Raw genomic sequence first — 25,636 nt, 5'->3', positions numbered from 1 at the left:
AAACACAATAGTGACTAAAATAGGTGGCGTCCTGGCCATCGTGTCGTTCCACGTGTTGAATATCAATGGAGAGAATCTGAGGAAATGGGACCGATTGGCTGGGATATCGACGGAGAAGTCCTGGATTGTTCCCCCGCGATGCTCTGCAAGGCTTGTACGGTGGCTGTGACGACGCGGAAGACGTCCGCCGTCTCCTGAGATACACGGAGGTAATCTCATGTCATCCGCTGCCACGACTGAGGGGGCGTCCTCCCGACGCGCTCGCCTCATCGGCAAGGGGTGGATCCAGGGGGTCGCCCTGGTCATGCTCTTCGGATTCACTGTCATGGGCCTGCTGGCCTACCGCACCTACACCAATTCCATGCCTCAGCCGCAGAAGGTGGTCACCGAGAGCGGTGAGACTCTCTTCACGACGCAGGACATCACCGAGGGGCAGAAGCTCTTCCAGGCCAGAGGTCTCATGGAGTACGGCTCCATCCTGGGGCACGGCGGCTACCTCGGTCCGGACTTCACCGCCGAGTACCTTCGCATGGAGGCCACGAGCGTCAAGAAGCAGCTCGCCGCCCAGGGGGTCGCCGACCCGGCGGCCGCCACCAAGGAGATGATGCGGACCAACCGCTACGACCCCTCTACGGGAACCCTGGTGTGGACCGATGAGCAGGTCAAGGCCTACAACGAGGCCGTCAGCCACTACACCACGATGTTCGGGCCCGATGCACACAGCCACGGCCTCAAGCCGGATCTCATCACCGACCCTGTCCAGGTCAAGCAGGTGACGGCCTTCTTCGGCTGGACCGCCTGGGGCTCGTCAGCGCAGCGCCCCGGTCATGACTACTCGTACACGAACAACTGGCCCGCCGAGTCCTTGGTCGGCAACGCGCCCACTGGTGACCTCATGATCTGGTCGGTCCTGTCGCTGATCGTCCTCATCGGTGGAACCGGCGTCATGTTCGCCATCTACGGCCGCTGGAGCCAGAAGATCGGCTGGCACTCCGAGGAGGCCCCGGCCCTGTCCTTCCGGCAGCCCGAGGAGGTCGGACTGACCAAGTCGCAGCGGGTGGTGGCCTGGTACGTCTTCACCATCGCCGCCCTCTTCCTCGTCCAGACGCTCCTGGGAGCCCTGGCCGAGCACTACCGGGCCGACGTGCTGTCCTTCTTCGGCTTCGACCTGGGCCGGCTCCTGCCCTTCTCCCTGGCCCGCACCTGGCACGTCCAGCTCTCCTTGTTCTGGACCGCCATCGGGCTGCTCGCGGCCGGCCTGTTCCTGACCCCGTTCATCGCCAGGCGCGAGCCGAAGAAGCAGCACGTGCTGGTGTGGACCCTGTTCATCGCCGCCACGGTGGTCGTCGTCCTGTCCTGCCTGGCGGAGGGGGCCAGCCAGCACGGCCTGAGCTGGGCCAAGGGGCCGCTGTTCGCCCAGCAGTGGGAGTACCTCGACCTGCCCTTCGTCTTCCAGGTGCTGCTGACCCTGGCCCTGTTCGTATGGGTGTTCATCATCTGGCGCGCCATGCGTTCGCGCCTGAGCAACGAGCACGTGGCCAACATGCCCTGGCTGTTCATGTTCGCGGCCCTGGCGATCCCCGCCTTCTACGCCGTGGGGATGATGGCGCGCACCGGAACCCACGTCACCGTCGCCGAGTTCTGGCGCTTCTGGGTGGTGCACCTGTGGGTCGAGGACTTCCTCGAGCTGTTCACCACCGTCATGGTCGCCTACGTCTTCGTCCTGCTGGGCGTTGTCCGTGAGAGGATCGCACTGGGCATCATCTTCATGGACATCATCCTGTACTCCGCCGGCGGCGTCATCGGCACCATGCACCACCTGTACTTCTCCGGCACGCCGGTCGAGCACATGGCCCTGGGCGCCTTCTTCTCAGCTGCTGAAGTGATCCCCCTGACCTTCCTGACGGTGGAGGCCTGGGCCTTCATGCAGCTGGGCGCCAACCGCCACGGCAAGGAGGCCGGTCCCTTCCCGCACCGCTGGGCCGTCATGTTCCTCATGGCCGTCGGCTTCTGGAACTTCCTGGGGGCCGGTGTCTTCGGCTTCCTGGTCAACCTGCCTATCGTGTCCTACTACGAGATCGGGACGGCACTGACGGCCAACCACGCCCACGCCTCCATGATGGGCGTCTACGGCTTTATGGCGCTGGCGCTGGGGATGTTCGCCCTGCGCTACCTGGTGCCGGCCGACAAGTGGCCCGAGAAGCTCGCCAAGACCTCCTTCTGGAGCCTCAACATTGGTCTGGCCTGGATGTGCTTCGCCACCCTGCTGCCGCTGGGCATCCTCCAGCTGCGCTACTCGGTGAGCACGGGCTACTTCGAGGCCCGCCAGCTCACCTACGTCACCAACTCGGTCAACACGATCATCGAGTGGGGGCGGATGCCCGGCGACCTCATCTTCATCCTCGGCGGAGTCCTGCCCTACCTCTACATCGCCTTCTTGGGACTGAGGAACTGGCGTCGAGGGCGGACGGTGGACACCTTCGCCGAGGACGCCCTCTACGAGGAGATCCAGGGTGGGCGCAAGGCCTGGCGCGGTGAGCGCGCGGAGCTGAACGACTGATGGACTCACCCGACCTGAGCGTGTGGCTCATCGCCGCCTACGCGCTCATCATGCTGGCTGCTGCGTGGGCCGTGGACGTCCTCGGCTCACGCAGCGCCCGGCACTCCATGTCCTGGAGGCACTCGGACTTCATGTACCACGACGACGTCGACGGCTGGAGGTGCCACGAGGACCAGTGGCTGTGGCCCACCGCCTTCGACCCGGACAAGCGCGTCATCCGCTATGAGGGCGCCCATGCGATCTGCGGGCGCTGCCCGTCCAAGGACAGCTGCTCGCCCACCCCCGGCCCACGGGAGATCACCCGGCCCGTCGACCCGTGGCCCTACTCCGACGCTGGACGGTTCCACCGTGGCGTGGGCCTGGTCATCGCCTGCGTCGGCGTCTTCATCCCGGTACTGCTCATGGTGGTCTTTCACGCCACCGGCGACCTCATCGTCCTGGGCACGACGACCGTCGTCGTCATCGTGGCCGGAGTCCTGCCGCTGGCCCGTCACCTGTGGAGCACCCCCGACACCGCACCGGCCCACCTGCCCCACGTCGGCTCGCAGGAGTACCGGGAGGCCGAGGAGGCTCGTCGCTCATCGGGCACCGGGCCCGTCCCGGTGTCGATCAGCGCACGCCCTTCGGGATACCGCTCAGTGCGTGAGGCGGCCGAGGCGATCGCCACCGCCCAGGCCCGTGCGGCCGCAACGGGGCGCACCGTGCATGTCTCCTTTCTCGCGGACTCCGACGACGCCGCGAAGGCGGACGGCGGGACTGCCGCCTCCGCTGCCTCCGTGGAACCCGAGCTGCGCCGCGTCACCGCCCTGCGCACCCGCAAGCGCGTCCCGACCACTGGCGCCGAGCTCGGGTCGGATGGCACCCGCGGCGGGGCCCGGCGCTCGTGGTCCTCGGCGTGGAATGAGGCCACCGACACCACCAGCAGATGATTCGGGCCCAGCCCTGAGCCACGTCGACCCACCTTTCCTGAAGGATCCTTCATGACTACAACCACCACCGCCATTGCAGCCCTGGCCGTCCTCGTCCTGCTCGCCCTGGCCCTCTCGCTCAAGATCATCACCCAGTACGAGCGGGGCATCGTCTTCAGGCTGGGGCGCCTGCGACCCGTCTACGAGCCCGGCCTGCACCTGGTCGTCCCCTTCCTCGAGCGCCTGGTACGGGTCGACACCCGAGTGGTGACCCTGACCATCCCGCCTCAGGAGGTCATCACGGAGGACAACGTGCCGGCGCGCGTCAACGCCGTCGTCCTGTTCAACGTCACCGACCCGGTCAAAGCCGTCATGGCGGTGGAGAACTACGCGATCGCCACCTCCCAGATCGCACAGACCACGCTGAGGTCCGTCCTCGGCCGGGTCGACCTGGACACCGTGCTCGCCCACCGCAGCGCCCTGAACGCCGACCTTCGCGACATCATCGAGAAGCTCACCGAGCCCTGGGGTGTGGAGGTCAGTGTCGTCGAGATCAAGGACGTCGAGATCCCCGAGCAGATGCAGCGGGCCATGGCCCGTGGGGCCGAGGCCGAGCGTGAGCGCCGCGCCAAGATCATCAACGCCCGCGGTGAGCTCCAGGCCTCCGAGGAGCTGCGTCAGGCGGCCGACACGCTCTCGAAGTCACCGGCCTCCCTCCAGCTGCGCTACCTGCAGACCCTTCTGGAGCTCGGTGCCGACCAGAACTCCACGGTCGTCTTCCCCCTGCCGATGGACATCATCGGACCGCTCCTGGAGCGCTTCGGCCCCCAGGCAGGCCTGCCGGAGGCTAACGAGGGCGAGGGCGGCGAAGGAGCTGGCGCACCGCGTCACCGATGAAGACCGCGACCGCCGCCCACACCAGCACCATGGCCGCCCATCGGGCCGGCGGGATCCGCTCATGGAAGGCGCCCCAGGCCAGCAGGAACTGGATGGTCGGGGCGATGTACTGACCCATCCCGACCACGGACAACGGCACACGCCTGGTCCCGGCGGCGAAGAGCAGCAGGGGCACGGCCGTGACCGGGCCGGCCACCACGAGCAGCGCGAGGATCCACCACCCGTGATCGGGGGCCTGCCAGGCCGACTGACCCTGCCAGGTCAGATGGCCCAGGTAGGCGAGCGCGGCGGGAGTCACGACGGCGCTCTCCACCGTCAGCCCGGTCAGGGCGTCCACGTCGGGCCCGAGCTGCTTCTTGACCAACCCGTACAAGGCGAAGGAGAAGGCCAGCGCCAGGGAGATCCACGGCAGCGAGCCCTGCAGCACCACGAGAAGGGCCACTCCAGCGCCCGCAAACGCGATCGAGACCCGGTGAGCGGGGCGCAACCGCTCATGCAGCACCAGCGAGGCCAGGGCCACCGTCACCAGCGGGTTGATGAAGTAGCCCAGGGCGGCGTCGGCCGTGCGCGCGCTGTTGACGCCGTAGACGTAGACGAGCCAGTTGACCGAGACCAGCAGCCCGCAGACGGCCAGCATCCCCAGCAGGCGCGGTGAGCGCACCACGTCAACCAGCTGCGCCCAGCGGCGCCGCAGGGCGATGAGCGTCAGGCAGGAGACGAGCGTCCAGAGGATCCGGTGACCGATGATCTCCACACTGCCGGCGGCCGAGAGGAGGTGGAAGTAGAGGGGGAAGACGCCCCACAGGGTGTAGCAGCCGATGACCAGAGCCATCCCAGTGCTATCGAGCGTCCCTGACGCCGAGGTCGCCGCGGCCTCAGGAAGGGCCGGTGGCGTAGCAGTCGGGCCGTCTTTCGAGGAGGATGCACCGGGGGAGGAGCTCATTGTGATCTGTTCCTGATCCGTTCGCGCTCGGGGATGGCTGCGGTGACCGTGTCGCCGCTCCGCGTAGCATAGTGAGGCGCACTGGACCGTCTCGGAAGGGCTCGCTCTTTCGCGGGCGAGGACGGCGCGCCGATCGGTCCCGATCGCTCAGCCCCGGGCCTGACAGGCCCGGACCCCGTACGTGAAGGAGCCCCGCCATGGCCGACGCCGCCCGCGCCCGCAAGGTCGCCGACCGCATTCATGAGACTGTCGCCCGTCTCCTTCAGGGGCGAATCAAGGACCCCCGCCTGGGCTTCGTCACCGTCACCGACGTTCGTGTCACCGGGGACCTCCAGCAGGCCACCGTCTTCTACACCGTCTACGGCAGCGATGAGGAGCGGGAGGAGACGGCCAAGGCGCTGCGCTCAGCCAAGGGACTCATCCGCTCCGAGGTCGGCAAGGCGCTGGGTATCCGCCTGACCCCCTCACTGTCCTTCCAGCTCGATGCCCTCCCCACCACCGCCAAGACCCTCGAGGACGCCCTAGCCCAGGCCCGGGTGCGCGACGCCCAGATCGCCAAGGTCGCCGAGGGCGCCACCTACGCAGGTGACGCCGACCCCTACCGCCACGAGGAGGAGGATGAGGAGGCTGAGGACGACGACCCTCAGGCTGAGGAGACCGACCAGGAGCCCGCAACGGACGCCGGGGACCTGTGAAGGCCTCTGAGCGGGCCGACCGCGCACGTCGTCGCCCCGACGTCCCCCGCGGCGCAGTGACCGCTGCCGATGGGCTCCTCGTGGTGGACAAGCCCCAAGGGCTGACCAGCCACGACGTCGTCGGCGCCACCCGCCGCCTGGCGGCCACCCGCAAGGTGGGGCATGCCGGCACCCTCGACCCCATGGCCACCGGCCTGCTGCTGCTGGGCATCGGGCGCGCCACCCGCTTCCTCACCTACCTGGTGGGGGCCGACAAGACCTACGAGGCCACCGTTCGCCTCGGGGCGGAGACCGCGACGGAGGACGCCGATGGGGAGATCGTCGCAGCCCGAGGCTGCCGGATCGCGGACCTGCCCGAGGCCCGCCTCCCCGAGGCGCTGACAGCCCTGAGCGGACCGATCCAGCAGGTGCCCAGTGCGGTCTCCGCCATCAAGGTCGACGGCGTGCGAGCCTACCAACGTGTCCGTGACGGGCAGGACGTCGAGCTGCAGGCCAGGCCCGTCACCATTCACGAGCTGCGCCTGACCGCAGAGCCCCGGAAGGCGATCGTCGAAGCCGACGGTACTCTCAGCGACGGCCCGGACTCGGTGCAGGCCGTCGACATCGACATCCTCGTCTCCTGCTCGTCGGGCACCTACGTGCGCGCCCTGGCTCGGGACCTGGGGCGGGAGCTGGGCTGTGGGGCTCATCTGACCGCGCTGCGGCGCACCGCAGTGGGCCCCTTCGACATTGACGAGGCCCACACCCTGGCGGACCTGTCCGCCCAAGTCGAGACCGACGCCTCCAGCCCTGAGCCTCACGGGGTCTCCACAATCCCACTGGAGGAGGTGGCCCGGCGCTGCTTCGAGCGGCTGGCCCTGACCGAGGGCGAGGCGCGCGCACTGCGCTACGGCCAGCCCCTTGACGCCGAGGTCCTGAAGAGGGCCGAGGCCCCCGAGGGGCGGCGGCTGCAGGCCTCTGCGAAGACGGCCGAGCAGCGCGTCGTGGCCGGATTCGCCCCCGGTGGGCGCCTCGTGGCACTGTTGAGGCACCAGGGCCCACGTGCGCGCCCGGTACTGGTCCTGGACCCGGCCTGAGACGTGCACCCGGGCCGCCGGCCCGTCCGGCGAAAGCACACCCGATGAGCACCTTTGCGTGAGGAGACATGATGAGCCAGACCGGAGGATGCCGCTGCGGATGCGGCGGGCACGGCAAGCGCAACGAGCAGGACGAGCGGGCCGCAGCGCCCACAGTCGCCCAGCCGGTGGGTGAGGGCTACCGGCCCGAGCCCGTGCAGACCTCCCCGGAGGTCGTCGACGCCGTCGCCATCGCCTCAGCGGTGACGACGGCCCTGGGAGCGGGAGCACCGCAGGGCGTCACCCCCGGGCACAAGGCCGGTAACCTGCTGGGCCTGCGCGATGTCTCCGCCTCCGCCTCGGGCGGTGGCGGTTGCGGCTGCGGAGGCCACTGACCCGGCCCCGTCACACGCTGTGGCGCTGGAGGGCCTCGGTGACCGTCGCCAGGCGTGAGGGTCCTTCAGCCTCCTCATATTTGCCCAGGAGCAGGTCCTCTGTGATCTGCCCGTCCACGAGGACCAGGACGCGGTCGGCCCGGGCCGCCACCTGGGTGTCGTGGGTGACCATGACCAGAGTCGTCCCCGAGGCATGAATCTCCCCGAGCAGGTCGAGGATCTGCAGCGCGGTGGCGGAGTTGAGCGCTCCGGTGGGTTCGTCGGCGAAGACGATCCCGGGGTCATTGATGAGGGCCCGGCAGATGCCGGCGCGCTGCAGCTGGCCTCCGGAGACCTCGGTGACGCCGCTGGTGGCCAGCTCGGCGATCCCCATGCGCTCCATGAGCTCCTCTCCACGCGCCGTGACCTCGGAGCGCGGACGTAGACCTGCCAGGAACCCGGGCAGGACGATGTTGTCCAGCAGGCACAGGGTGGTCATGAGGTGTGCCTGCTGGAAGACGAATCCGAAACGTGTCAGCCGCAGCGCTGCCAGCTTCTTCTCGCTCAGGCTCGTGATCTCCTGGCCGCCCAGGAGTACCGAGCCGGCGTCGGGCTGGTCCATACCGCTCAGGCAGTGCAGGAGGGTGGACTTCCCGGACCCGGAGGGCCCCATGATGGCGACGAACTGCCCCTGCTCGACATCCAGGTCGAGGTCTCGTAGGACGGGGGAGTGGTAGCTCTTGGACAGGTGCTGGGCTCGCAGAGCCGGTTGCCCGGCTCCCGCGGTCACGGTCGGTCCGGCGGCTGCTGAGCCGGTGCGCCATGGGGAGCGCGATGGGGTGGAGGCACGCATTCTGTCTCTCCTTACTCGCCGGTGGTCAGGGTCATGGTCAGGGGCATGGTGCGTAGGCGTCTGAGGGCCAGGGCGACGGCGCCGACGACGGTGGCCAGCAGTGCCCCCGGCAGGATGAGCCCCACCAGCCACCAGTTGGGGAGGAGCTGAAGGTCGGGGGCTCCGCGCGAGGCCATGACCGTCCCGATCGCGGGGCTGCCCAGAGCGGAGGCCCCCAGAAGGCCTAGGGCGGTCCCCACCAGCGCCAGGAGGCCGAAACGGATGAGGTACTGCCCCGCAACGGCCCGTCTGGTGCACCCCAGCGCCATCAGGACGCCGATTTGAGGTCGTTCCCGCGAGACGATGAGGACGGTGAACAGCACCGTGATGAGGAAGGACAGCCCCAGCGCGATGGCGCAGGCCAGCGTGGTGACGACGCGGACCTGGGAGCCAGTCGCCCCGAAGAACTGGGCGGCATACTGATTCATGCTGATCGCCTGGATCCCCGGGTACTCGCCGCTCAGCTGCTTGGCAAGGGCGCTGGCCTGCTGGGTGGAGCTGGCATCGGCGTAGACGATCTGCCACAGCGCGGGGGCGCCGTCGTCGAAGGTGGCCTTGGCGGTATGCCCGTTGTTGGTGATGTCCTGGTAAACACCCGTGACCCTCAGGTCCTTGTCGCCGTCGGCGGTCTGGACGGTGACCGTGGCGCTCTCCTTGGTGCCCGCGTCCTGGGCCTGGCTGTAGGACAGGGCGATCTCGTCGTCGGTGGTGGGGGCGCGCCCGGAGAGGTACTCCATGGGGAAGGCCTTGTGGTCCCCGATATCAATGAGCGTCGTCTCCCAGCCGCCGGTGGCACTGGACATCTTGTAGCTGCGGCGCAGCATCGTGGTGTGCCGGGTGATGCGAGGGTCGGAGTCGACGGCCTTCTCCACAGCGGTCAGGTCCTGGACCCCGGCGCGCACGTCGATACGCAGATCGGCCCGACCGGCCCCCAGATAGGTGGCCACACGTGGGTTGCTCAGAGTCGAGGAGACATTCGTCGGCAGCACCATGGTGAAGGTGCACAGCGCCAGGACACCGAGCATCAGGGCGTTGGAGGGGCGCAGTGCCTCGCGCGCCCCGAGCCACACCTGTACCGGAAGGCGACGAAGGGTGGTCAGTCTCCAGCGCTGCCGGCGTGGGCGCAGGGAGGCGCTGGTGCCGCTGCGCAGGGCCTCGATGGCCGAGATGCGGCCGATGCGCCGCAGAGCCAACCAGGTGAAGCCGATGACTCCGAGTGCCAGAGCCAGAACCGTGAGGATCGGCAGCCCCACGCTCCACAGGGTTGTCGCGGGCCGGCCCAGGTAGAGGGTCGTCGGGGCCTCCAGGGCGGTGGCCAGGGGCTGGCCGGCCACGTAGCCCAGGGCCGCCCCCAGCGCTGACAGAGCCAGGTACTTGGCCACGTAGAGGCGGCGTATCCGCATCAGTGGCGCCCCGATGGCCTTGAGCACGGCGATCTGGGCCAGGTCCGTCTCGACGGCCGCCAGCACCGTGTAGCGCAGGGCGAGGACGGCGACAACGGCCAGAATGACAGCCACCACCAGGGCCACTGCCACGATGAGCATGGCGTTGAGTGAGTTCATGAGCTGGATCATCGAGGCGCTGATGTTGATGCCGTTACTGGGCAGACCCGCCTCCTTGTAGGCGTCGATGACGCCGCCGGGAGGGGTGGAGTCGGTCAGGCTCATCTCGATGAGGTACTCGGGCTCGGTGATCTGCTGCTCCAGGGCGGAGAAGTCCTCGGGCGAGACCACCAGGCGCTTGGAGGGGATCATGGTGGCATTCATCTGGGCGTCGCGTGCGAATCCCACGACGGTCAGGGTCGTGGTCCTGCCGGCGCTGGAGACGGTCACGGTGTCGCCGACATCGGCGCTGTTGATCGCCCGGTAGTGGATCGGCAGGACCACCTCTCCCGGCCCCGGGCTGACGGGCTCGCCGTCGTCGTCGAGCAGGAGGTCGAGGTGCTTGGGGGAGGTGATGAAGGCGGGCTCGTTGTAGGAATCGGACTGGTTGACGCCGTTGATGGACAGCTCCTGGCGCGCTACCGGAAGGGTCTTGATGACCTCGTGGTCGGTGACGTCGCTGCGCGCCTGCACCCACGTCTCGATCTCCTGCAGGTCGCGGTCGTCGATCCGGCCGGAGTGCATCTGCACCAGGTCCGGGAGCCTGGCCCGCTGCGAGAGCCGGTGCGTGGCCGACAGGCTGTCCACCACCAGGGACGTCCCGGCCGACATCAGTGCGGCCGCCAGGGCAATGAGGGCGGTCAGGGTGGCGGCCACGACGGCGCCGCGCGCCAGGTCCGCCTTGAGAAGTCGCATCAGCATGACAGCAGCCTCCTTGGAGTCTGTCCTCGGTCTTGCGGTCTCTTTCCCAGATGAGGGAACGGTCTCGACGCTAATCGACTGACGGTCGGTATCGAGAATAGACTGACGGTCGAAACGCGTCAAGGCGTGTCGAGGGCGGCTGGTTCGCATCCGGCCGCGCCCCCGTGGCAGGGTTGTCCCGCGCACGCACCTCTCCCGACCCGGCGGGGTGGGCGGGGGTATGCGGATGCGGATCAAGACAGGGGCGCGGTGCGCCCACGGGCCGATGAGAGCAGGAACAGCGACAGTGGAGGTCTGGTACGGCGCCGAGCAGGTGCCAGCGAGCCTGAGCGCTCCGGGAGGGCCGGGTGCCGTGGTCACGATGGGCATCTTCGACGGCGTCCACCGCGGGCATCAGGCGGTCCTGGGACGCGTCGTCGAGCTCTCCCACGAGCTCGCCCGCGACGGTGAGCGGCCCCTGGCCGTCGCGGTCACCTTCGACCCCCACCCCCGTAGCGTCCACCAGCCCGAGGCCGACCTGCCCCTCATCGCCTCCCTGACCGACCGCCTGGCCTCCCTGGGGGACCTCGGTCTCGACGCGGTCCTGGTCATCACCTACACCCTCGACTTCGCCGCCCAGAGCCCGCAGGACTTCGTGCGCACCTGGCTGGAGGAGCTGCTCGGGGCTCGCGCGGTCGTCGTCGGTGACGACGTCCGCTTCGGTTGGCGCAACTCCGGGGACGCCGCCACCCTGGAGCAGATCGGTCGCCAGGACGGCTTCGAGGTGGAGATCGTCTCCACCATCCGCTCCGACGAGGGGCGTCGCTGGTCCTCGACGTGGATCCGCCAGTGCCTCAAGGACGGGAACATGCGGCAGGTAAGCCGGGTCCTGGGCCGTCCCCACCGGCTGCGCGGCGTCGTCGTGCGAGGCCTGCGCCGCGGGCGCGAGCTCGGGTTCCCCACCGCCAACCTGGAGGCCGCCACCGCCGGCGTCGTGCCACCCGACGGGGTCTACGCCGGCTGGCTGATCCGCGGCTGCGCAGACGAAGGCGATGTCCAGCGGCTGCCCGCCGCCATCTCGATCGGCACCAATCCCACCTTCGACGACGTCCCCCAGCGCACCGTCGAGGCTCACGTCCTGGGGCGCGCCGACCTCAATCTCTACGGCGAGGAGGTGGGGGTCGAGCTCGTCGAGCGCCTGCGCCCCATGCTCGCCTTCGATGGGCTCGACGCGCTCCTGGTGCAGATGCGCGCCGATATCGAGGACACCGCACGGATTCTGGGAGTCCCGGTCCCCGAGCCGATCCGTCCCGAGGACGTCACCGCGCAGTAGCTCCGGCGGGTGGGCCGAGCCGTCGCCGGGCGCACGCCGTCGGGGGTCTGACCGTTGCGTCGCGCATCCGCCCCCGGAACTGTGCCGGTTCGCACAGCCTCTGGCGTGATCGGAGGGAAGTGGCGCTGGTAAGGTTGGCGGGCCGTCGATCGGCCACGGATACCTCATGCCCGGGAGAACCTGCCCCGGCGCTCCGTGCAACGAGACCCGAAGGAGTCCGCATGTCGGTTACCGCAGACCGCAAGCAAGAGATCATCGCCGAGTACGCCACCCACGAGGGCGACACGGGCTCCCCGGAGGTTCAGGTCGCCATCCTCACCGAGCGCATCTCCAACCTCACCGAGCACTTCAAGGGCCACGCCCACGACCACCACTCGCGTCGCGGCCTCTACCTGCTCATCGGTAAGCGCCGTCGCCTGCTCGACTACCTCATGAAGGAGGACATCGAGCGCTACCGTGCCCTCATCGCCCGCCTCGGCATCCGCCGCTGAGCGAGCTGACAGCCTCGAGCCGTGCGGCCCGGCCCCTGGAGGGGAGCCGGGCCGCGTCGCGTGTGAGGGGGCGCTTCGCCCTCAGAGCAGCGAGGTGTAGGGCGCCTTGATGCCCTGGTGGGTTGCGGGGCGCAGGCCAGTTTCGTCCTGCCGTTGGTCACCGCTTTGTCGCGGTCGGTCGAGCCCAGTCCTGGAAGGCATCGGTTCCGCGCGTCCCATCTCACGTGGCATCCGGCGGCGCTGATCGGCATCATGAGGCCTCGCACGATAGAATCTGCACGGCTGTGCCCTCGTGTACTTGCCGGCTCATCGATGCGCTCCCAGCGTGCGAGCCGGCCAGGAGTGCGCAGGTGACGCAGTCCGCCTCCGGGAAGAGACCCGGGGAGCGGCCGGTCCCGTCGGTTTTCGGTGGTGGCCTCCGGAACCGCGCTCGCGCCGTCGGATCAAGGAGATCCGCGTATGGCAGCACCCGGCTCCGTGGGCCTCGATCGAAGGCCACGGACCCGGCACGACGATCGCGAGAAAGAGACTTCATGTTCATTGACGACCCCGAGGTCACCGCCGCCGAGGCAGTGATCGACAACGGCTCCTTCGGCAAGCGCGTGGTGCGCTTCGAGACGGGCCGCCTGGCCAAGCAGGCCGCTGGAAGCGCCATGGCCTACCTCGACGGCGAGACCGCCGTCCTGTCCGCCACCACCGTGGGCAAGCACCCCAAGGACCAGTTCGACTTCTTCCCCCTGACCGTGGACGTCGAGGAGCGCCAGTACGCCGCCGGCCGCATCCCCGGCTCCTTCTTCCGCCGCGAGGGCCGCGCCGGAACCGCCGCCATCCTGGCCTGCCGCCTCATCGACCGTCCGCTGCGCCCCTCCTTCGTCAAGGGCCTGCGCAACGAGGTCCAGGTCGTTGAGACCGTCCTGGCCATCCACCCCGACGACGACTACGACGTCCTGGCCATCAACGCCGCCTCGATGTCCACCCAGATCGCCGGCCTGCCCTTCTCCGGGCCCGTGGCCGGTACCCGCCTTGCCCTCATCGACGGGCACTGGGTGGCCTTCCCTCGCTACTCCGAGCAGCAGCGCGCCACCTTCCAGATGGTGGTGGCCGGTCGCGTCCTGGAGTCCGGTGACGTCGCCATCATGATGGTCGAGGCCGGCGCCACCGAGCACGCCTGGGAGCTCATCAACGGCGGGGCCGTGGCCCCCACCGAGGCCGTCGTCGCCGAGGGCCTGGAGGCCGCCAAGCCCCACATCAAGGCCCTGTGCGAGGCCCAGCTCGAGGTCGCCCAGCACGCCTCGAAGCCCACCGCCGAGTTCCCCCTCTACCTGGACTACACCGACGAGCAGTACGACGCCGTGGAGAAGGCCGCCGAGGCCCACGGCCTGGCCGCCGCCATCGCCACCGAGGGCAAGCAGGCCCGCGACCTGGCCACCGACGCCGTGCGCGACGAGGTCCTGGCCAAGCTCGCCGAGACCTTCCCCACCGAGGAGGACACCAAGGCCCTCAAGGCCGCCTTCCGCTCCGTGACCAAGAAGATCGTGCGCCACCGCACCCTCACCGAGGGAGTGCGCATGGACGGGCGCGGCCTGAAGGACATCCGCACCCTGGCCGCCGAGGTCGAGGTCCTGCCCCGCGTGCACGGCTCGGCCATCTTCGAGCGCGGCGAGACCCAGATCCTGGGCGTGACCACCCTCAACATGCTGCGCATGGAGCAGCAGGTGGATGACCTCTCCCCGGTCACCCACAAGCGCTACATGCACAACTACAACTTCCCGCCCTTCTCCACCGGCGAGACCGGCCGCGTGGGCGCACCCAAGCGCCGCGAGATCGGCCACGGCAACCTGGCCGAGCGGGCCCTCGTGCCGGTCCTGCCCACCCGCGAGGACTTCCCCTACGCGATCCGCCAGGTCTCCGAGGCCCTGGGCTCCAACGGCTCGACCTCTATGGGCTCGGTGTGCGCCTCCACTCTGTCCCTGCTCAACGCCGGTGTGCCGCTGCGTGCGCCCGTGGCCGGTATCGCCATGGGCCTCATGCACGAGGTCATCGACGGCGAGACCAAGTGGGCCACCCTCACCGACATCCTCGGCTCCGAGGACGCCTTCGGGGACATGGACTTCAAAGTCGCCGGTACCCGTGACTTCATCACGGCCCTTCAGCTGGACACCAAGCTCGACGGCCTGCCCTCCGAGGTGCTGGCCGGCGCGCTCGGCCAGGCCCGTGACGCCCGCCTGTTCATCCTCGACGTCCTGGCCCAGGCCATCGACGCCCCCGACGAGATGGCCCCCACGGCCCCGCGTGTCCTGGCCGTGCGCATCCCGGTGGACAAGATCGGTGAGGTCATCGGCCCCAAGGGCAAGATGATTAACCAGATCCAGGAGGACACTGGCGCGGACCTGACGGTCGAGGACGACGGCACCGTCTACATCGGCGCCTCCGACGGCCCCTCGGCCGAGGCGGCCCGCGACGCCGTCAACGCCATCGCCAACCCGCAGATGCCCGAGATCGGTGAGCGCTTCGTGGGCACCGTGGTCAAGACCACGACCTTCGGCGCCTTCGTCTCGCTGACCCCCGGCAAGGACGGCCTGCTCCACATCTCCCAGATTCGCCGGCTCGTCGGCGGCAAGCGCGTGGAGAACGTCGAGGACGTCCTCAACGTGGGGGACAAGGTCCAGGTCGAGCTGGCCGAGATCGACCAGCGTGGCAAGCTGAGCCTGCACGCGGTCCTCACCGACGAGCAGCTCGCCGCCGAGGCCGAGGGCGAGGCCTCCCGCAAGGCCTCCCGTGAGGGCGGCTCGCGCCGCGAGGCCAAGGACGAGGACGGCGAGCAGCCGCGTCGTGAGCGTCGTCCGCGCCGTCGTCGCATGCGCAGCGCCGAGTCCTCCGAGGAGGAGTGAGACCCGTTCAGCGGCCCTAGCCGACTGACGCATCTCTCCGGTGTCCCCGTCCGGTCCTCTGGTCCGGGCGGGGACACCGCCGTCATCGGGCAGTGCGTTCGCTGCGCGCGGCAGGACGCGGCCGGGTGCGGGAAGGACACCGGGCCTGCCAGCCCGCTAGTCTTCGCGGGTGACCAACCCAGACATGCGCGCCGGCTCAGACTGGCCGGCCGCCTCTCAGTCCTCCTCGACCCCCGTGACCGGGGAGTCCTCGAGCCCGACCGACTACGCCGAGGTGGAGCTCGGGCGCGGGCGGCCCGGCCGCGACGGCACCGAGCTGAGCCTGCACGACGACGGTGCGCTCACCCGCCGCTCCGTCCTGCCCGGTGGGGTGCGCGTCATCACCGAGTCCGTGCCGGGGCTGCGCTCGGCCTCGATCGGCATGTGGTTCGGCGTCGGCAGCCGTGACGAGGTGCCCGGCCAGGAGGGCTCCACCCACTTCCTGGAGCACCTGCTGTTCAAGGGCACCGCCACGCGGGATGCCCACGAGATCGCCGAGGCCTTCGACATGATCGGCGGGGAGTCCAACGCCGCCACCTCCAAGGAGCACACCTCCTACTACGCCCGCGTGCTCGCCCCTGACGGTATGCAGGCCCTCGACGTGCTTGCCGACATGGTGACCTCCTCCCTCCTGGAGCCCACCGACGTCGAGACCGAGCGCGGCGTCATCGTCTCCGAGCTGGCCGATGCCGCCGACGACCCCGCCGACGTCGCCCAGGAGGCCTTCGCCCGCGCCGCCTTCGGTGAGGACACGCCGCTGGGCCGACCCATCGGCGGCACCAACGAGACCGTCACTGCGGTTCCGCGCGACGCCGTGTGGGAACACTACAAGCGCACCTACGCCTCCGACACCCTTGTGGTGGCCGCTGCCGGCGCCGTCGATCACGACGAGGTCTGCGAGCGGGTCCTGGCCGACCTGGCCGCAGCCGGCTGGGACGCCTCACCCGACGCCGCCCCGCGCGAGCGCCGCTTCGAGATCGAGCCCTTCGCGCCCCTGGATGTCCACGACATCACCGTCCCGCGCGAGAGCGAGCAGAGCCACCTGTACCTGACCTGCCAGGGCATTGCGGTGCGCGATGAGCGGCGCTGGGCCATGAGCGTGCTCACCACCATCCTGGGTGGGGGCATGTCCTCGCGCCTGTTCCAGGAGGTGCGTGAGAAGCGGGGCCTGGCCTACACCACCTACGCCTTCGACACCTCCTACGCCGGTGCTGGAGCCTTCGGGCTCTACGCGGGCTGCGCCCCCGGCGACGTCGACGAGGTGTGCGCCGTCATGATCGGTGAGTTCGAGAAACTCGCCGGGCACGGCGTCACCGAGCGGGAGATGATGCGCGCCCGCGGCCAGCTGCGCGGCGCCATGGTCCTGGGAGGAGAGGACTCCCTGGCGCGTATGGGACGCCTGGGGCGGGCCGAGGTCGTCACCGGCCGCCTGCGCTCCATGGAGGACAACCTACGCCGCCTGGAGGCCGTCACCCCTGAGGAGGTCCGGGAGATGGCCGCCTGGCTGGTGGAGCAGAAGCGCGCCCGCATCCTCGTGGGCCCGGTCGCCTGACAACTGACGGGGCCGACGACGCACTGCAACAGGCAGTCGTCGTCGGCCCCTGGTGCTACTGGTCCGCGTGGGCCGGGCCTTTGCTCAGCGACGGAAGCCGAAGGCGGCACCGATGAGCTGATCGAAGGCGCGGTCCGGCAGGACCCGACGCGCGGCAATGAGCGGCTTGGCCATGAAGCCCACGGCGTAGCGGGTCCGGGGGTGGCGGGCGGTGACGATCTTGCCGATGGTGCGGGCGATGACCTCCGGCGGGGAGTAGCGCCGACTGTTCGACTCGCTGCGCATGGCTCCGGCCACGGCCCGGATCTGATCGGCATAGGCACTGCCCTCGGCCGTGGCCTCCAGGTGGTCGGCGGCGATCGACGCCCACTCGGTGCGAATGCCGCCGGGCTCGACCACGACGACGTCGATGCCGAAGGGGCGCAGCTCCATGCGCAGGGCGTCGCTCAGAGCCTCGACGGCGTACTTGGTGGCGTGGTACCAGCCGCCCAGCGGCGTGGTCAGCTTCCCGCCCATGGAGGAGATGTTGATGATGGTGCCTGAGCCCTGGGTGCGCATGTGCGGGGTGATGAGCTGGGTGAGGCGCCCCAGACCGAAGACGTTGACCTCGAACTGGCGGCGGGCCTCGTCGATCGGGACGTCCTCGATGGCCCCGTAGGAGCCGTAGCCGGCGTTGTTGACCAGGACGTCGATGCGGCCGGTCTCCTCCAGGATGCGGTTCACGCCGGCGCTCATGGAGGCGTCGTCGGTCACGTCCATGGCCAGCGGGCGGATGCCGTCAGCGGTCAGGGCCTGGAGACGGTCAGTGCGGCGGGCGGCGCCGTAGACGATGTAGCCCAGCGCCTGGAGCTTGCGGGCGGTGTCCTCGCCAATACCGGAGGAGGCGCCGGTGACGAGCGCGGTGCGGGTGGTGCCGTGGTCTGCTGAGCCGGCAGGAGAGCTCGTAGTGGCGGTGGCCTGATCGGACGTGGTGGTGGTCATCGTCTGAGGTGTCCTCTCGTTAACATGAATCCTCGTTCAGGTACTATCATGAATGTAGATTCATGTTTGTGCAAGTGCGATGCTCGGCACGGTATCGGGCAGACCTGAGGAAGGGGAGAAGGATGGCTCGGGTGACCCATGATGCGGCCGATCGGGATAGGGCGGTGGCGCAGACTCGTGGCGCGACGTCGGAGCGCTCGGCACGGCGTGCCGACGCGGTGCGCAACCGCACTGCCATCCTGGAGGCCGCCAAGCAGCTGGTCACCGAGCAGGGCGCTGAGGTCGCCATGGGGGAGATCGCTCGGGTGGCCGGCGTGGCCGTGGGCACGCTCTACCGGCACTTCCCCAACAAGGCCGACCTGCTCGCGGCGGTCGTCAACGAGTACGTCGAGGCCCTGGCCGATGACGCTCAAAGCGCCTGGGAGCGCGTCGAGGCCGGACGGTCCGATGCCGCCCAGGAGCTCCTGGGCTTCCTGCAGCGGGCCCTGGAGATGATCGCCCGCAGCCACGCCGCCAAGAGTGTTGCTCAGGCGTTGGGGGCGGAGGTGGAGTACGCCGAGCCCGAGACTCGTGCCACCGAGGCGCTGGGGCGCCTCATCGAGGCGGGGCGCTCCAGCGGCCGGCTGCGACGCGATCTCACCGTCTCCGACCTCTACATCCTCATGGTCTTCTACCCCGGCGAGGGCTCCGCCGAGATCCGTCGGCGCTGGCTCGAGCTCATCCGTCCGGGTTTGCTCGAGGACGGTCAGTAAGACGGCCCCCGCTGCGGGCGGGCCAGTCGCTAGGGTGGAGCCATGACGATTCGCGTAGCTGTTGTGGGCGCCGCCGGGCGCATGGGATCGACCGTCTGCCAGGCGGTGGAAGACGCCGAGGGCCTCGAGGTCGTGGCCCGCCTGGACGTGGGGGACACCCTCGACGCCGAGCACCTGGCGGGCGCCGACGTCGCCGTCGACTTCACCGTCCCCAGCGTCACCGAGGCCAATGTCCACGCCCTGCTCGACGCCGGAGTGGACGTCGTCGTGGGCACCACCGGCTGGACCGAGGAGTCCTACGGACGCATCCGCGAGCACCTGGCCCGGCCCGAGGCCGCCGGCCGCAGCGTCCTCATCGCCCCGAACTTCGCCCTGTCCGCCGTGCTGGCCATGAGCTTCGCCGCGAAGGCCGCCCCCTACTTCGAGTCCGCCGAGGTCATCGAGCTCCACCACCCCAACAAGGTCGACGCGCCCTCGGGCACCGCGGTCGCCACCGCCCAGGGCATCGCCGCCGCTCGCGCCAAAGCGGGCCTGGGTGCTATGCCGGACGCCACCCAGACCGACCCCGACGGCGCTCGCGGGGCAGTGGTCGACGGCGTCCACGTCCACGCCGTGCGCCTGCGGGGGCTGACCGCCCACGAGGAGGTTGTGCTGGGCAACCCCGGTGAGCAGCTGACCATCCGCACCGACTCCTTCGACCGGGCCTCCTTCATGCCCGGCGTGGTCCTCGCTGTCCGGCAGGTCTCCAGCCACCCCGGCCTGACCATCGGCCTGGACGCCCTGCTCGACCTCTGAGGCGGGGGAGAGGGTAAGGAACCAGGCGGGAGTCGGTCAGGAACGGTGAGGCGCTACAGCGAGGCCGCCCAGCAGTCCTCAGTGATGCCCTCGCCGACGCCGAGCACCCGGTGGGCCCCGGTCGGCGCCATGCCCACCGAGGACAGGAGCCGGCTGACCGACTTGTCCCCGCGCACCGCCCAGGCCACGAGCGCCCTGGCCCCGTCCTGACGGGCCAGGTCCACGGCCGCCGCCAGGAGCCGGGAGCCGTGCCCGCGGCGCTGACTGGCCGGCTCCACGCCCAGGGCCGTGACCTCCACGGCCTGCACCCCGGCCTCGTCGACGTGGCCCTCGGCGTCCATGGACTGGGTGGGGGCCAGGCCCAGCAGGCCCACCACCGTCCGGCTCGCAGCATCCGCCTGGGCGGTGGTGGCCACCAGGACGTGGTGCTCGGGCGAGGGTGGCGCGGCCACCGCCGTCTCCCAGCCCGCCGCGATGACGGGGGCGGCGATCATCGCCCGCACACCCTCGGGCAGGGGTGCACTGTGCTCGGCGGTGTGGCCGGCCTCCAGGGAGGCCAGCATGGTGGCGGCCTGGACTTGCCCGATCGCCGTCAGGTCCTCCGCCCGAGCCGGGCGCACGAAGCCCCCCGATGCCTGGGGGCCGTCATGGTCATGCTCCGCACAGTCGTGAGAGTTGGGGGAGTGGTGGTGCGGCGTACGCGCGTCCAGGTCGGGGTTCAGCCCGGCCAGAGGGTCGGCGCCCAGGACGGAGCCGTCCCGGCTCTCGGAGGACGATGATGGCGATGCAGGTGAGGGGGTCGAGGAGGTCATGGACCGAGCCTAGGTGACGGTCCCGCCGGGCCGACGAGCCCAGGCGGGAACACAGGTGCCTATGAGACAGATCATGAGAAGAGGCCCCCAGCGGGCCGGGTGCACGTTAGGGTGGCGCCATGAGCGCAGCCCCCTCCCGCAGCTTCGGTTCCGTCGGCGTCGCCATGGTCACCCCCTTCACGCCCAGTGGGGAGGTCGACTACGACGCCGCCCGAGCCCTGGCGGTCAGCCTGGTCGACGACGGCGCCGATCTGATCCTCCTGTCGGGCACCACCGGTGAGTCCCCGACCACCCACACCCCTGAGAAGCAGGAGCTGATCCGTCAGGTCAAGGACGCCCTGGCCGGGCGCGCCATGGTCATGGCCGGCGCCGGTTCCAACGACACCGCCCACGCGGTGCGCATCGGCGTGGCCTCCCAGGAGGCCGGAGCCGAGGGCCTGCTCATCAACGCCCCCTACTACAACCGCCCCAGCCAGGAGGGCGTCTACCGGCATATCAACGCCGTCGTGGAGGCCACCGACCTGCCCGTCATGGTCTACGACATCCCCGGGCGCACCGGCGTGAAGATCACCGAGGAGACCCTGGCCCGCCTGGCCGAGAACCCCCGCGTCAAGGCCGTCAAGGACGCCACCGGCGACGTCGAGCAGGGCTTCCGCCGCATGGAGTCCACCGGCCTGGAGTACTACTCCGGAGACGACGGCCTCAACTTCGCCTGGCTCACCCACGGCGCCTCCGGCGTCATCTCCGTGGCTGCCCACGCCGACGCCCACTCCTGGCGCCAGATGATCGACGCCGTCGACGCCGGAGACCTGGCCAGCGCCCGCACCCTTGCCCGCAGCCTGCGCCCCCTGGTCCACGCCATTATGGGCGGCGGGCAGGGGGCCGTTATGGCCAAGGAGGCCCTGCACCTCCAGGGACGCTTGCCCAGCCCCGCCCTGCGCCTGCCCCTCGTGCGCGCCGAGGAGGCCGAGGTCGCCGCCCTGCGTGAGGTTCTGGCAGCCTCCGGACTGCTTTGAGAACCGGCAGGACACGCTCGCTATGCGCATGTGGTCGCTGCATCCGAGCCACCTGGACCGTGCGGGTCTGGTGGCCTGCTGGCGCGAGTCACTCCTGGCCCAGGCAGTCCTGGCCGGGCGCACCCGCGGCTACCGCAACCACCCCCAGCTCGAACGCTTCCGCGCCGTTCCTGATCCGGTCACTCCAGCGGTGGCGGTGGGTGCCTACCTGTGGGGGCTGCGCGAGGAGGCCGTCCGGCGCGGCTACCGCTTCGACACCACCCGCATCGACCTGCCTGAGCCGGAGTGCACCGGCGTCAGCCTGACGGTCACCGCGGGGCAGATGGAACTGGAGCGCAGGCACCTTGAGGCCAAGCTGGCCGGCCGCGCCCCCGACCTCCTGCCTCTGCCGGAGCGGCTTGAAGCGCACCCGATCTTCCGGGTCGTCCCCGGCGACGTCGAGCCCTGGGAGCGGGCACTGACCCCGTAAGCCTGGGGCGGGCTCAAAGGCGACCGGTACCGCGGCCGCTCAGCCCTCTTCCGCGGCTCTGGCGAGTACCTGCTCGCGCACGACACGGCGCAGGATCTTGCCGATCTGGGAACGCGGCATCTCCTCAATGACCTCCAGGCGGTGCGGCAGCGCGTAGCGCGGGACCATCCGCTCGGCGTGCTCCCGCACCGCCTCCAGGGTCACCGACCCCGGCACGGTCCCCTCGGTCAGGACCACGGCGGCGCACACGAGCTCGCCCATCGCACCGTCGGGAAGCCCCACCACGGCGACGTCGGCCACGCCCCTTATCGAGCGGATCGCCGCCTCCACCTGACTGGGGTAGACGTTGAAGCCGCCGGTGAGGATCAGCTCGCGCTTGCGATCGGCCATCCACAGGAAGGAGTCCTCCCGGCGCACGATGTCGCCCGTGCGCAGCCAGCCGCCCGGCAGGATCGCGGCCTGCGTGGCCGCCTCGTCCTCCCAGTAGCCGGCGAAGACCTGGGGGCCGCGCACCAGCAGCTCGCCCGGCTCGCCGTCGGGCACCTCCCGCTCGGGATCCGGGTCCTCCGGGTCCACGAGGCGCACGTCCGTGGACGGGAAGGGCAGACCCAACGCGCCCAGTCGGCGCGAGGGCCCCATGGGCGTGCCCGCCACGATCGGACTCGTCTCAGTCATGCCGTAGCCCTCGACGAAGAAACCGCCGGTCGCCTTCTCCCACCGGGCCCCGACCTCCGGCGGCATCGGGGCCGCCCCGCACACGCCGTAGCGCAGAGTGCCAAGGTTCGTGCCCCGCTTCTGGGCGCCGTCGAGGATCCGCTCGAACATGACCGGCACGCCGACGAAGAAGGTGAAGGGGCGCCGCTCGTGCGCGGCGAGCACCTGATCCACCGAGAACTTGGGCAGCATCACCTGGGTGGCGGCCTTCTGCACCGCGCAGAAGAGGTTGAAGGTCAGCCCGAAGGCGTGGAAGAAGGGCAGCAGGCACAGGAAGTTCTCCCCGCCCTCATGCAGCATCGGCACCCAGGCGATGGCCTGGTTGGCGTTAGCCCGCAAGTTGGTGTGCGTGAGCATCGCCGCCTTGGGGGTGCCGGTCGTCCCACCGGTGTGCAGCAGGACCGCGATGTCGGAGCCGGACGGGTAGGGGAAGCGTGAGGGGATCCGGTGGGCGCCGGCCACCTCCTTGTCCCAGGAGCGCACCCCCGCCGGCAGGCTCCGGGCCCGGAAGGCGGCCCGCTGCCGGCGAGCCCGCTCCACCGGGAGACGCAGCGCGGCGCGCAGACGCACCGGCATTGCAGCTGAAAGGTCCACGCTGAAGACCGTGCGCCCCTGGAGCACATCGCCGTCGTGCGAACTATCAGCCGCATCCGTGACGAGGCGGACGCCCTTCTCCCACACGATGACGACCTGGGCCCCGTGCGCGTCCAGCTGGGAGCGGATCTCCTCGGCGGGCGCCAGCGGGTTGTGCTCGGCCACCACTGCGCCGACGCGTAGCGCCCCGTAGAGGGCCACAGCGTGCTGCGGACAGTTCGGCATGATGAGGGCCACCCGGTCGCCCTTGTGCACCCCCGAGGTCCGCAGCACCTGCGCCGCCCGCTCCGAGGCCTCCAGCAGTTCTTGGTAGGTCATCGCCGCACCCAGGAAGTCGATGGCGACCCGGTCGGGGTAGAAGCGCGCCGCCGTCTCCAGCAGTTCGCTCAGCGGCGCGTCGGGAACCTCGATCGCCGCGGGAATACCGGGCTGGTAGTGAGGGCGCAGGTAGTGGCGGTGGTCCTGGGCCGCCTGCTGCGGCGAGGCGGCGGCGTTGATCGTGCTGTCAGTCATGTCTGTGGAGTTGAATCGGGCTGTGAGTGGGAGCAGTCAGGTGTTCTGGAACGGCTGCGATCTGAGATCGGGCCCTCAGCGGGAGGCCGCGCTGTCATGCGGCCCGGCCTTGCTGGCCTTGCTGTCCTGACCGCCCTCCGGCTGACCGCCGTCCTTGCGCTCACCCCGGCCGGGGAAGTGCTCGACGATGGAGACGGCCGCCGCCGTCGCCGCTCCGGAGGCCGCCTCCCGGGCCGCCAGGAGCTCGTCGCGCACCACGCGCCGCAGCACCTTGCCGATCTGGGAGCGGGGCATCTCGGTCAGGATCGCGATCTGGCGCGGCAGGGCGTAGTTGGACAGGTTCTTGGCCGCCCACTCGCGCACCTGCTCCAGGGTGACCGTCTGGCCCTCCTTGGGCAGGATCGCGGCGACGACGGATTCATTGCCGGCCTCGGCCGGCAGCCCGACGACGGCGACCTCCTCCACCTGCGGCATCGAGCGGACCGCGGCTTCCACCTCCGTGGGGTAGATGTTGAAGCCCCCGGAGATGATGAGCTCCTTGCGGCGGTCGGCGATGACGTAGAAGCCGTCCGCCTCCTGGCGCACCAGGTCGCCCGTGCGCAGCCAGCCCCCGTCCAGCAGCACCTCGGCGCTCTCCTCGGGGTTGTCCCAGTAGCCGGCGAAGACCTGGGGGCCGCGTGCCAGCAGCTCGCCGACCTCCCCGGGAGCCACCTCGCGCTCAACGTCCTCAGGGTCCACCAGGCGCACCTGCGTGGAGGGATAGGGCACCCCCAGGGTGCCGGGCCGACGCGCCGGCGAGATCGGGTTGCCCAGGATGATGGGGGAGGACTCGGTCATCCCGTAGCCCTCGATGATGGTGCCACCGGTGGCCTCCTCCCAGGCCTGCGCCACCGCCAGCGGGTTGGGGGCCGCCCCACACACGGCGATCTTGCAGGAGGACAGGTTCGCCCCCGTGGCCCGCGCCCGGGTCACCAGACGGTCGAACATGACCGGCACCCCCGGGAAGAATGTGGCCGGGCGGCGTTTCCATGCGGCCAGCACCAGGTCCGCCCCGAACTTGGGGAGCACCACCTGGGTGGCGGCTAGCCCCACCGCGCACAGCAGCGACAGGGACATGCCGAAGGCGTGGAAGAAGGGCAGGACCGCGTAGAAGGTCTCCTTACCCACGCTCGTGGTGCCAGACGCCCAGGCCAAGGACATCTCGGCGTTGGAGCGCAGGTTCTCGTGGGTCAGGCACACGGCCTTGGGTGTGCCCGTCGTCCCGCCGGTGTACAGCAGAGCTGCCGCCTCCGAGACACTCGGCAGCGGGAAGCCCGTGGCCAAGGGGATGGCGGAGGCGGCCAGGTCGTCCCAGGAGCGCACCCCTGCCGGGATCTTGCCGCGCAGCTCGCGGCGCTGGGTGCGGGCAGCGGCCACCGGCAGCCTCAGGGCCAGGCGGCTGCGCAACGGAAGATGACGGGACAGATCCACCGAGTACACGCTCAGGCCCCCCAGGCCCGCCGCCTCCAGGGAGCCCACCGCCGCCACAAGACGCTCGAGGGTCTTCTCCCAGGCGATGATGACGCGCCCGCGGTGGATGTGGAACTGCTCGCGCAGCTGGGCGGCGGGCGCCAGCGGGTTGTGCTCGGCCACGATCGCCCCGATGCGCCAGGCCGCGTAGGCCACGACCACGTGCTGAGGACAGTTGGGAAGAATGACCCCGACGACGTCCCCGCGCCCGACCCCCAGGCCCCGCATGGCCTCCGCGGCCCGCGCCACCTGGGTCTCCAGCTGGGAGTAGGTCGTCGTGGCGCCCAGGAAGTCCAGGGCCACCCGGTCCGGGAAGTCCCGGGCGGCGTCGCGCAGCATGCACGACAGGGGCTCGCTCACCGCCGGGATCGTGGAGGGCACCCCCGCCTGACGGTAGACGGCCTCAAGGGCCTCATCGCCAGAGGCGTCCGAGTCGGCCGCCGACGCGGCGCCGCGCGTGAGCGCGGTTACCGACGTGCGTGAAGCACTCATGGGTCTTCCCCCTTGTCTGCCGTGAGCCTTCCCCCGACGGGGAAGGTCTCGCCCGTCGCGGGTGCCGCCCGGAGCGA

The 25,636-nt window shown here is 70.1% G+C and carries 21 protein-coding genes; 14 read left to right on the top strand and 7 right to left on the bottom strand.

Annotation, left to right across the window (positions count from 1 at the left end):
- Positions 1-217: 217 nt before the first annotated feature.
- The 3 genes from HW274_RS08160 to HW274_RS08150 are packed head-to-tail and all read left to right on the top strand — an operon-like array spanning position 218 to position 4,365.
- Complete coding sequence (locus HW274_RS08160) at positions 218-2,560, top strand: nitric-oxide reductase large subunit (RefSeq protein WP_075253314.1); 2,343 nt, start codon at positions 218-220, stop codon at positions 2,558-2,560.
- Entirely contained in the window at positions 2,560-3,489 is a 930-nt protein-coding gene (locus HW274_RS08155; RefSeq protein WP_075253315.1) for a hypothetical protein, read from the top strand. Before HW274_RS08160 ends, HW274_RS08155 begins: the two co-directional genes overlap by 1 nt.
- A gap of 51 nt (positions 3,490-3,540) precedes the next feature.
- Positions 3,541-4,365, top strand: a complete 825-nt coding sequence (locus tag HW274_RS08150) for a slipin family protein (RefSeq protein ID WP_075405054.1) — start codon at positions 3,541-3,543, stop codon at positions 4,363-4,365.
- Here the strand turns inward: HW274_RS08150 and rarD are convergent.
- Positions 4,316-5,308 carry an EamA family transporter RarD gene (gene rarD / locus HW274_RS08145; protein ID WP_185988552.1) on the bottom strand — a complete coding sequence of 331 codons (993 nt, stop codon included), beginning with the start codon at positions 5,306-5,308 and terminating at the stop codon, positions 4,316-4,318. The genes HW274_RS08150 and rarD overlap by 50 nt on opposite strands.
- Positions 5,309-5,505: 197 nt before the next feature.
- Between rarD and rbfA the strand changes: the two genes are divergently transcribed.
- The 3 genes from rbfA (at position 5,506) to HW274_RS08130 (ending at position 7,453) form a co-directional block, all read left to right on the top strand.
- Complete coding sequence (rbfA, locus tag HW274_RS08140) at positions 5,506-6,003, top strand: 30S ribosome-binding factor RbfA (RefSeq protein WP_185988551.1); 498 nt, start codon at positions 5,506-5,508, stop codon at positions 6,001-6,003.
- Positions 6,000-7,079: a tRNA pseudouridine(55) synthase TruB gene (gene truB, locus HW274_RS08135; protein ID WP_185988550.1), complete on the top strand. Its 1,080-nt coding sequence runs from the start codon at positions 6,000-6,002 to the stop codon at positions 7,077-7,079. Before rbfA ends, truB begins: the two co-directional genes overlap by 4 nt.
- Before the next feature lie 71 nt (positions 7,080-7,150).
- The gene (locus HW274_RS08130) at positions 7,151-7,453 is read left to right on the top strand and encodes a hypothetical protein (protein ID WP_185988549.1); all 303 of its coding nucleotides are present in this window, start codon (positions 7,151-7,153) and stop codon (positions 7,451-7,453) included.
- Positions 7,454-7,463: 10 nt separating this feature from the next.
- On the opposite strand, the gene HW274_RS08125 is transcribed toward HW274_RS08130, so the two are convergent.
- Positions 7,464-8,285 carry an ABC transporter ATP-binding protein gene (locus HW274_RS08125; protein WP_185988548.1) on the bottom strand — a complete coding sequence of 274 codons (822 nt, stop codon included), beginning with the start codon at positions 8,283-8,285 and terminating at the stop codon, positions 7,464-7,466.
- Between the two features lie 11 nt (positions 8,286-8,296).
- Positions 8,297-10,627: an FtsX-like permease family protein gene (locus HW274_RS08120; RefSeq protein ID WP_185988547.1), complete on the bottom strand. Its 2,331-nt coding sequence runs from the start codon at positions 10,625-10,627 to the stop codon at positions 8,297-8,299.
- Positions 10,628-10,913: 286 nt separating this feature from the next.
- Here HW274_RS08120 and HW274_RS08115 point away from each other — a divergent pair, with 286 nt between their 5' ends.
- From HW274_RS08115 to HW274_RS08100, 4 genes are all read left to right on the top strand, one after another.
- A complete protein-coding gene (locus HW274_RS08115) occupies positions 10,914-11,939 on the top strand; it encodes a bifunctional riboflavin kinase/FAD synthetase (RefSeq protein ID WP_185989595.1) in 1,026 nt (341 codons plus the stop codon).
- 221 nt (positions 11,940-12,160) lie between these two features.
- Complete coding sequence (gene rpsO / locus HW274_RS08110) at positions 12,161-12,430, top strand: 30S ribosomal protein S15 (protein ID WP_185988546.1); 270 nt, start codon at positions 12,161-12,163, stop codon at positions 12,428-12,430.
- A gap of 533 nt (positions 12,431-12,963) precedes the next feature.
- Complete coding sequence (locus HW274_RS08105) at positions 12,964-15,321, top strand: polyribonucleotide nucleotidyltransferase (RefSeq protein WP_185988545.1); 2,358 nt, start codon at positions 12,964-12,966, stop codon at positions 15,319-15,321.
- A 184-nt stretch (positions 15,322-15,505) separates the two neighbouring features.
- Complete coding sequence (locus tag HW274_RS08100) at positions 15,506-16,912, top strand: pitrilysin family protein (protein WP_185989594.1); 1,407 nt, start codon at positions 15,506-15,508, stop codon at positions 16,910-16,912.
- Between the two features lie 84 nt (positions 16,913-16,996).
- Here HW274_RS08100 and HW274_RS08095 read toward each other — a convergent pair whose 3' ends face one another.
- Positions 16,997-17,893 (bottom strand): oxidoreductase, encoded by an 897-nt coding sequence (locus HW274_RS08095; protein ID WP_075253324.1) that lies wholly within the window; start codon positions 17,891-17,893, stop codon positions 16,997-16,999.
- A gap of 122 nt (positions 17,894-18,015) precedes the next feature.
- On the opposite strand from HW274_RS08095, the gene HW274_RS08090 reads away from it, so the two are divergent.
- Positions 18,016-18,645 (top strand): TetR/AcrR family transcriptional regulator, encoded by a 630-nt coding sequence (locus tag HW274_RS08090; RefSeq protein WP_075253325.1) that lies wholly within the window; start codon positions 18,016-18,018, stop codon positions 18,643-18,645.
- A 42-nt stretch (positions 18,646-18,687) separates the two neighbouring features.
- The gene (gene dapB / locus HW274_RS08085; protein ID WP_075253326.1) at positions 18,688-19,440 is read left to right on the top strand and encodes a 4-hydroxy-tetrahydrodipicolinate reductase; all 753 of its coding nucleotides are present in this window, start codon (positions 18,688-18,690) and stop codon (positions 19,438-19,440) included.
- A gap of 53 nt (positions 19,441-19,493) precedes the next feature.
- On the opposite strand, the gene HW274_RS08080 is transcribed toward dapB, so the two are convergent.
- Positions 19,494-20,252 (bottom strand): GNAT family N-acetyltransferase, encoded by a 759-nt coding sequence (locus tag HW274_RS08080; protein WP_075253327.1) that lies wholly within the window; start codon positions 20,250-20,252, stop codon positions 19,494-19,496.
- Between the two features lie 119 nt (positions 20,253-20,371).
- On the opposite strand from HW274_RS08080, the gene dapA reads away from it, so the two are divergent.
- Both dapA and HW274_RS08070 read left to right on the top strand, forming a co-directional pair.
- Positions 20,372-21,268 (top strand): 4-hydroxy-tetrahydrodipicolinate synthase, encoded by an 897-nt coding sequence (gene dapA, locus HW274_RS08075; RefSeq protein ID WP_075253328.1) that lies wholly within the window; start codon positions 20,372-20,374, stop codon positions 21,266-21,268.
- Positions 21,269-21,290: 22 nt separating this feature from the next.
- A complete protein-coding gene (locus tag HW274_RS08070; protein WP_185988544.1) occupies positions 21,291-21,737 on the top strand; it encodes a pyrimidine dimer DNA glycosylase/endonuclease V in 447 nt (148 codons plus the stop codon).
- A 39-nt stretch (positions 21,738-21,776) separates the two neighbouring features.
- Here the strand turns inward: HW274_RS08070 and HW274_RS08065 are convergent, their stop codons facing one another.
- Positions 21,777-23,558, bottom strand: a complete 1,782-nt coding sequence (locus HW274_RS08065) for an AMP-binding protein (protein WP_075253330.1) — start codon at positions 23,556-23,558, stop codon at positions 21,777-21,779.
- 75 nt (positions 23,559-23,633) lie between these two features.
- Positions 23,634-25,559: an AMP-binding protein gene (locus HW274_RS08060; protein WP_075253331.1), complete on the bottom strand. Its 1,926-nt coding sequence runs from the start codon at positions 25,557-25,559 to the stop codon at positions 23,634-23,636.
- Positions 25,560-25,636: the final 77 nt, after the last annotated feature.

This window comes from Actinomyces sp. oral taxon 169 (genome assembly GCF_013394715.1).
GTDB lineage: Bacteria > Actinomycetota > Actinomycetes > Actinomycetales > Actinomycetaceae > Actinomyces.
The sequence above is the reverse complement of the archived record's forward strand: the minus strand, read 5'-3'. Positions and strand labels throughout refer to the sequence as shown.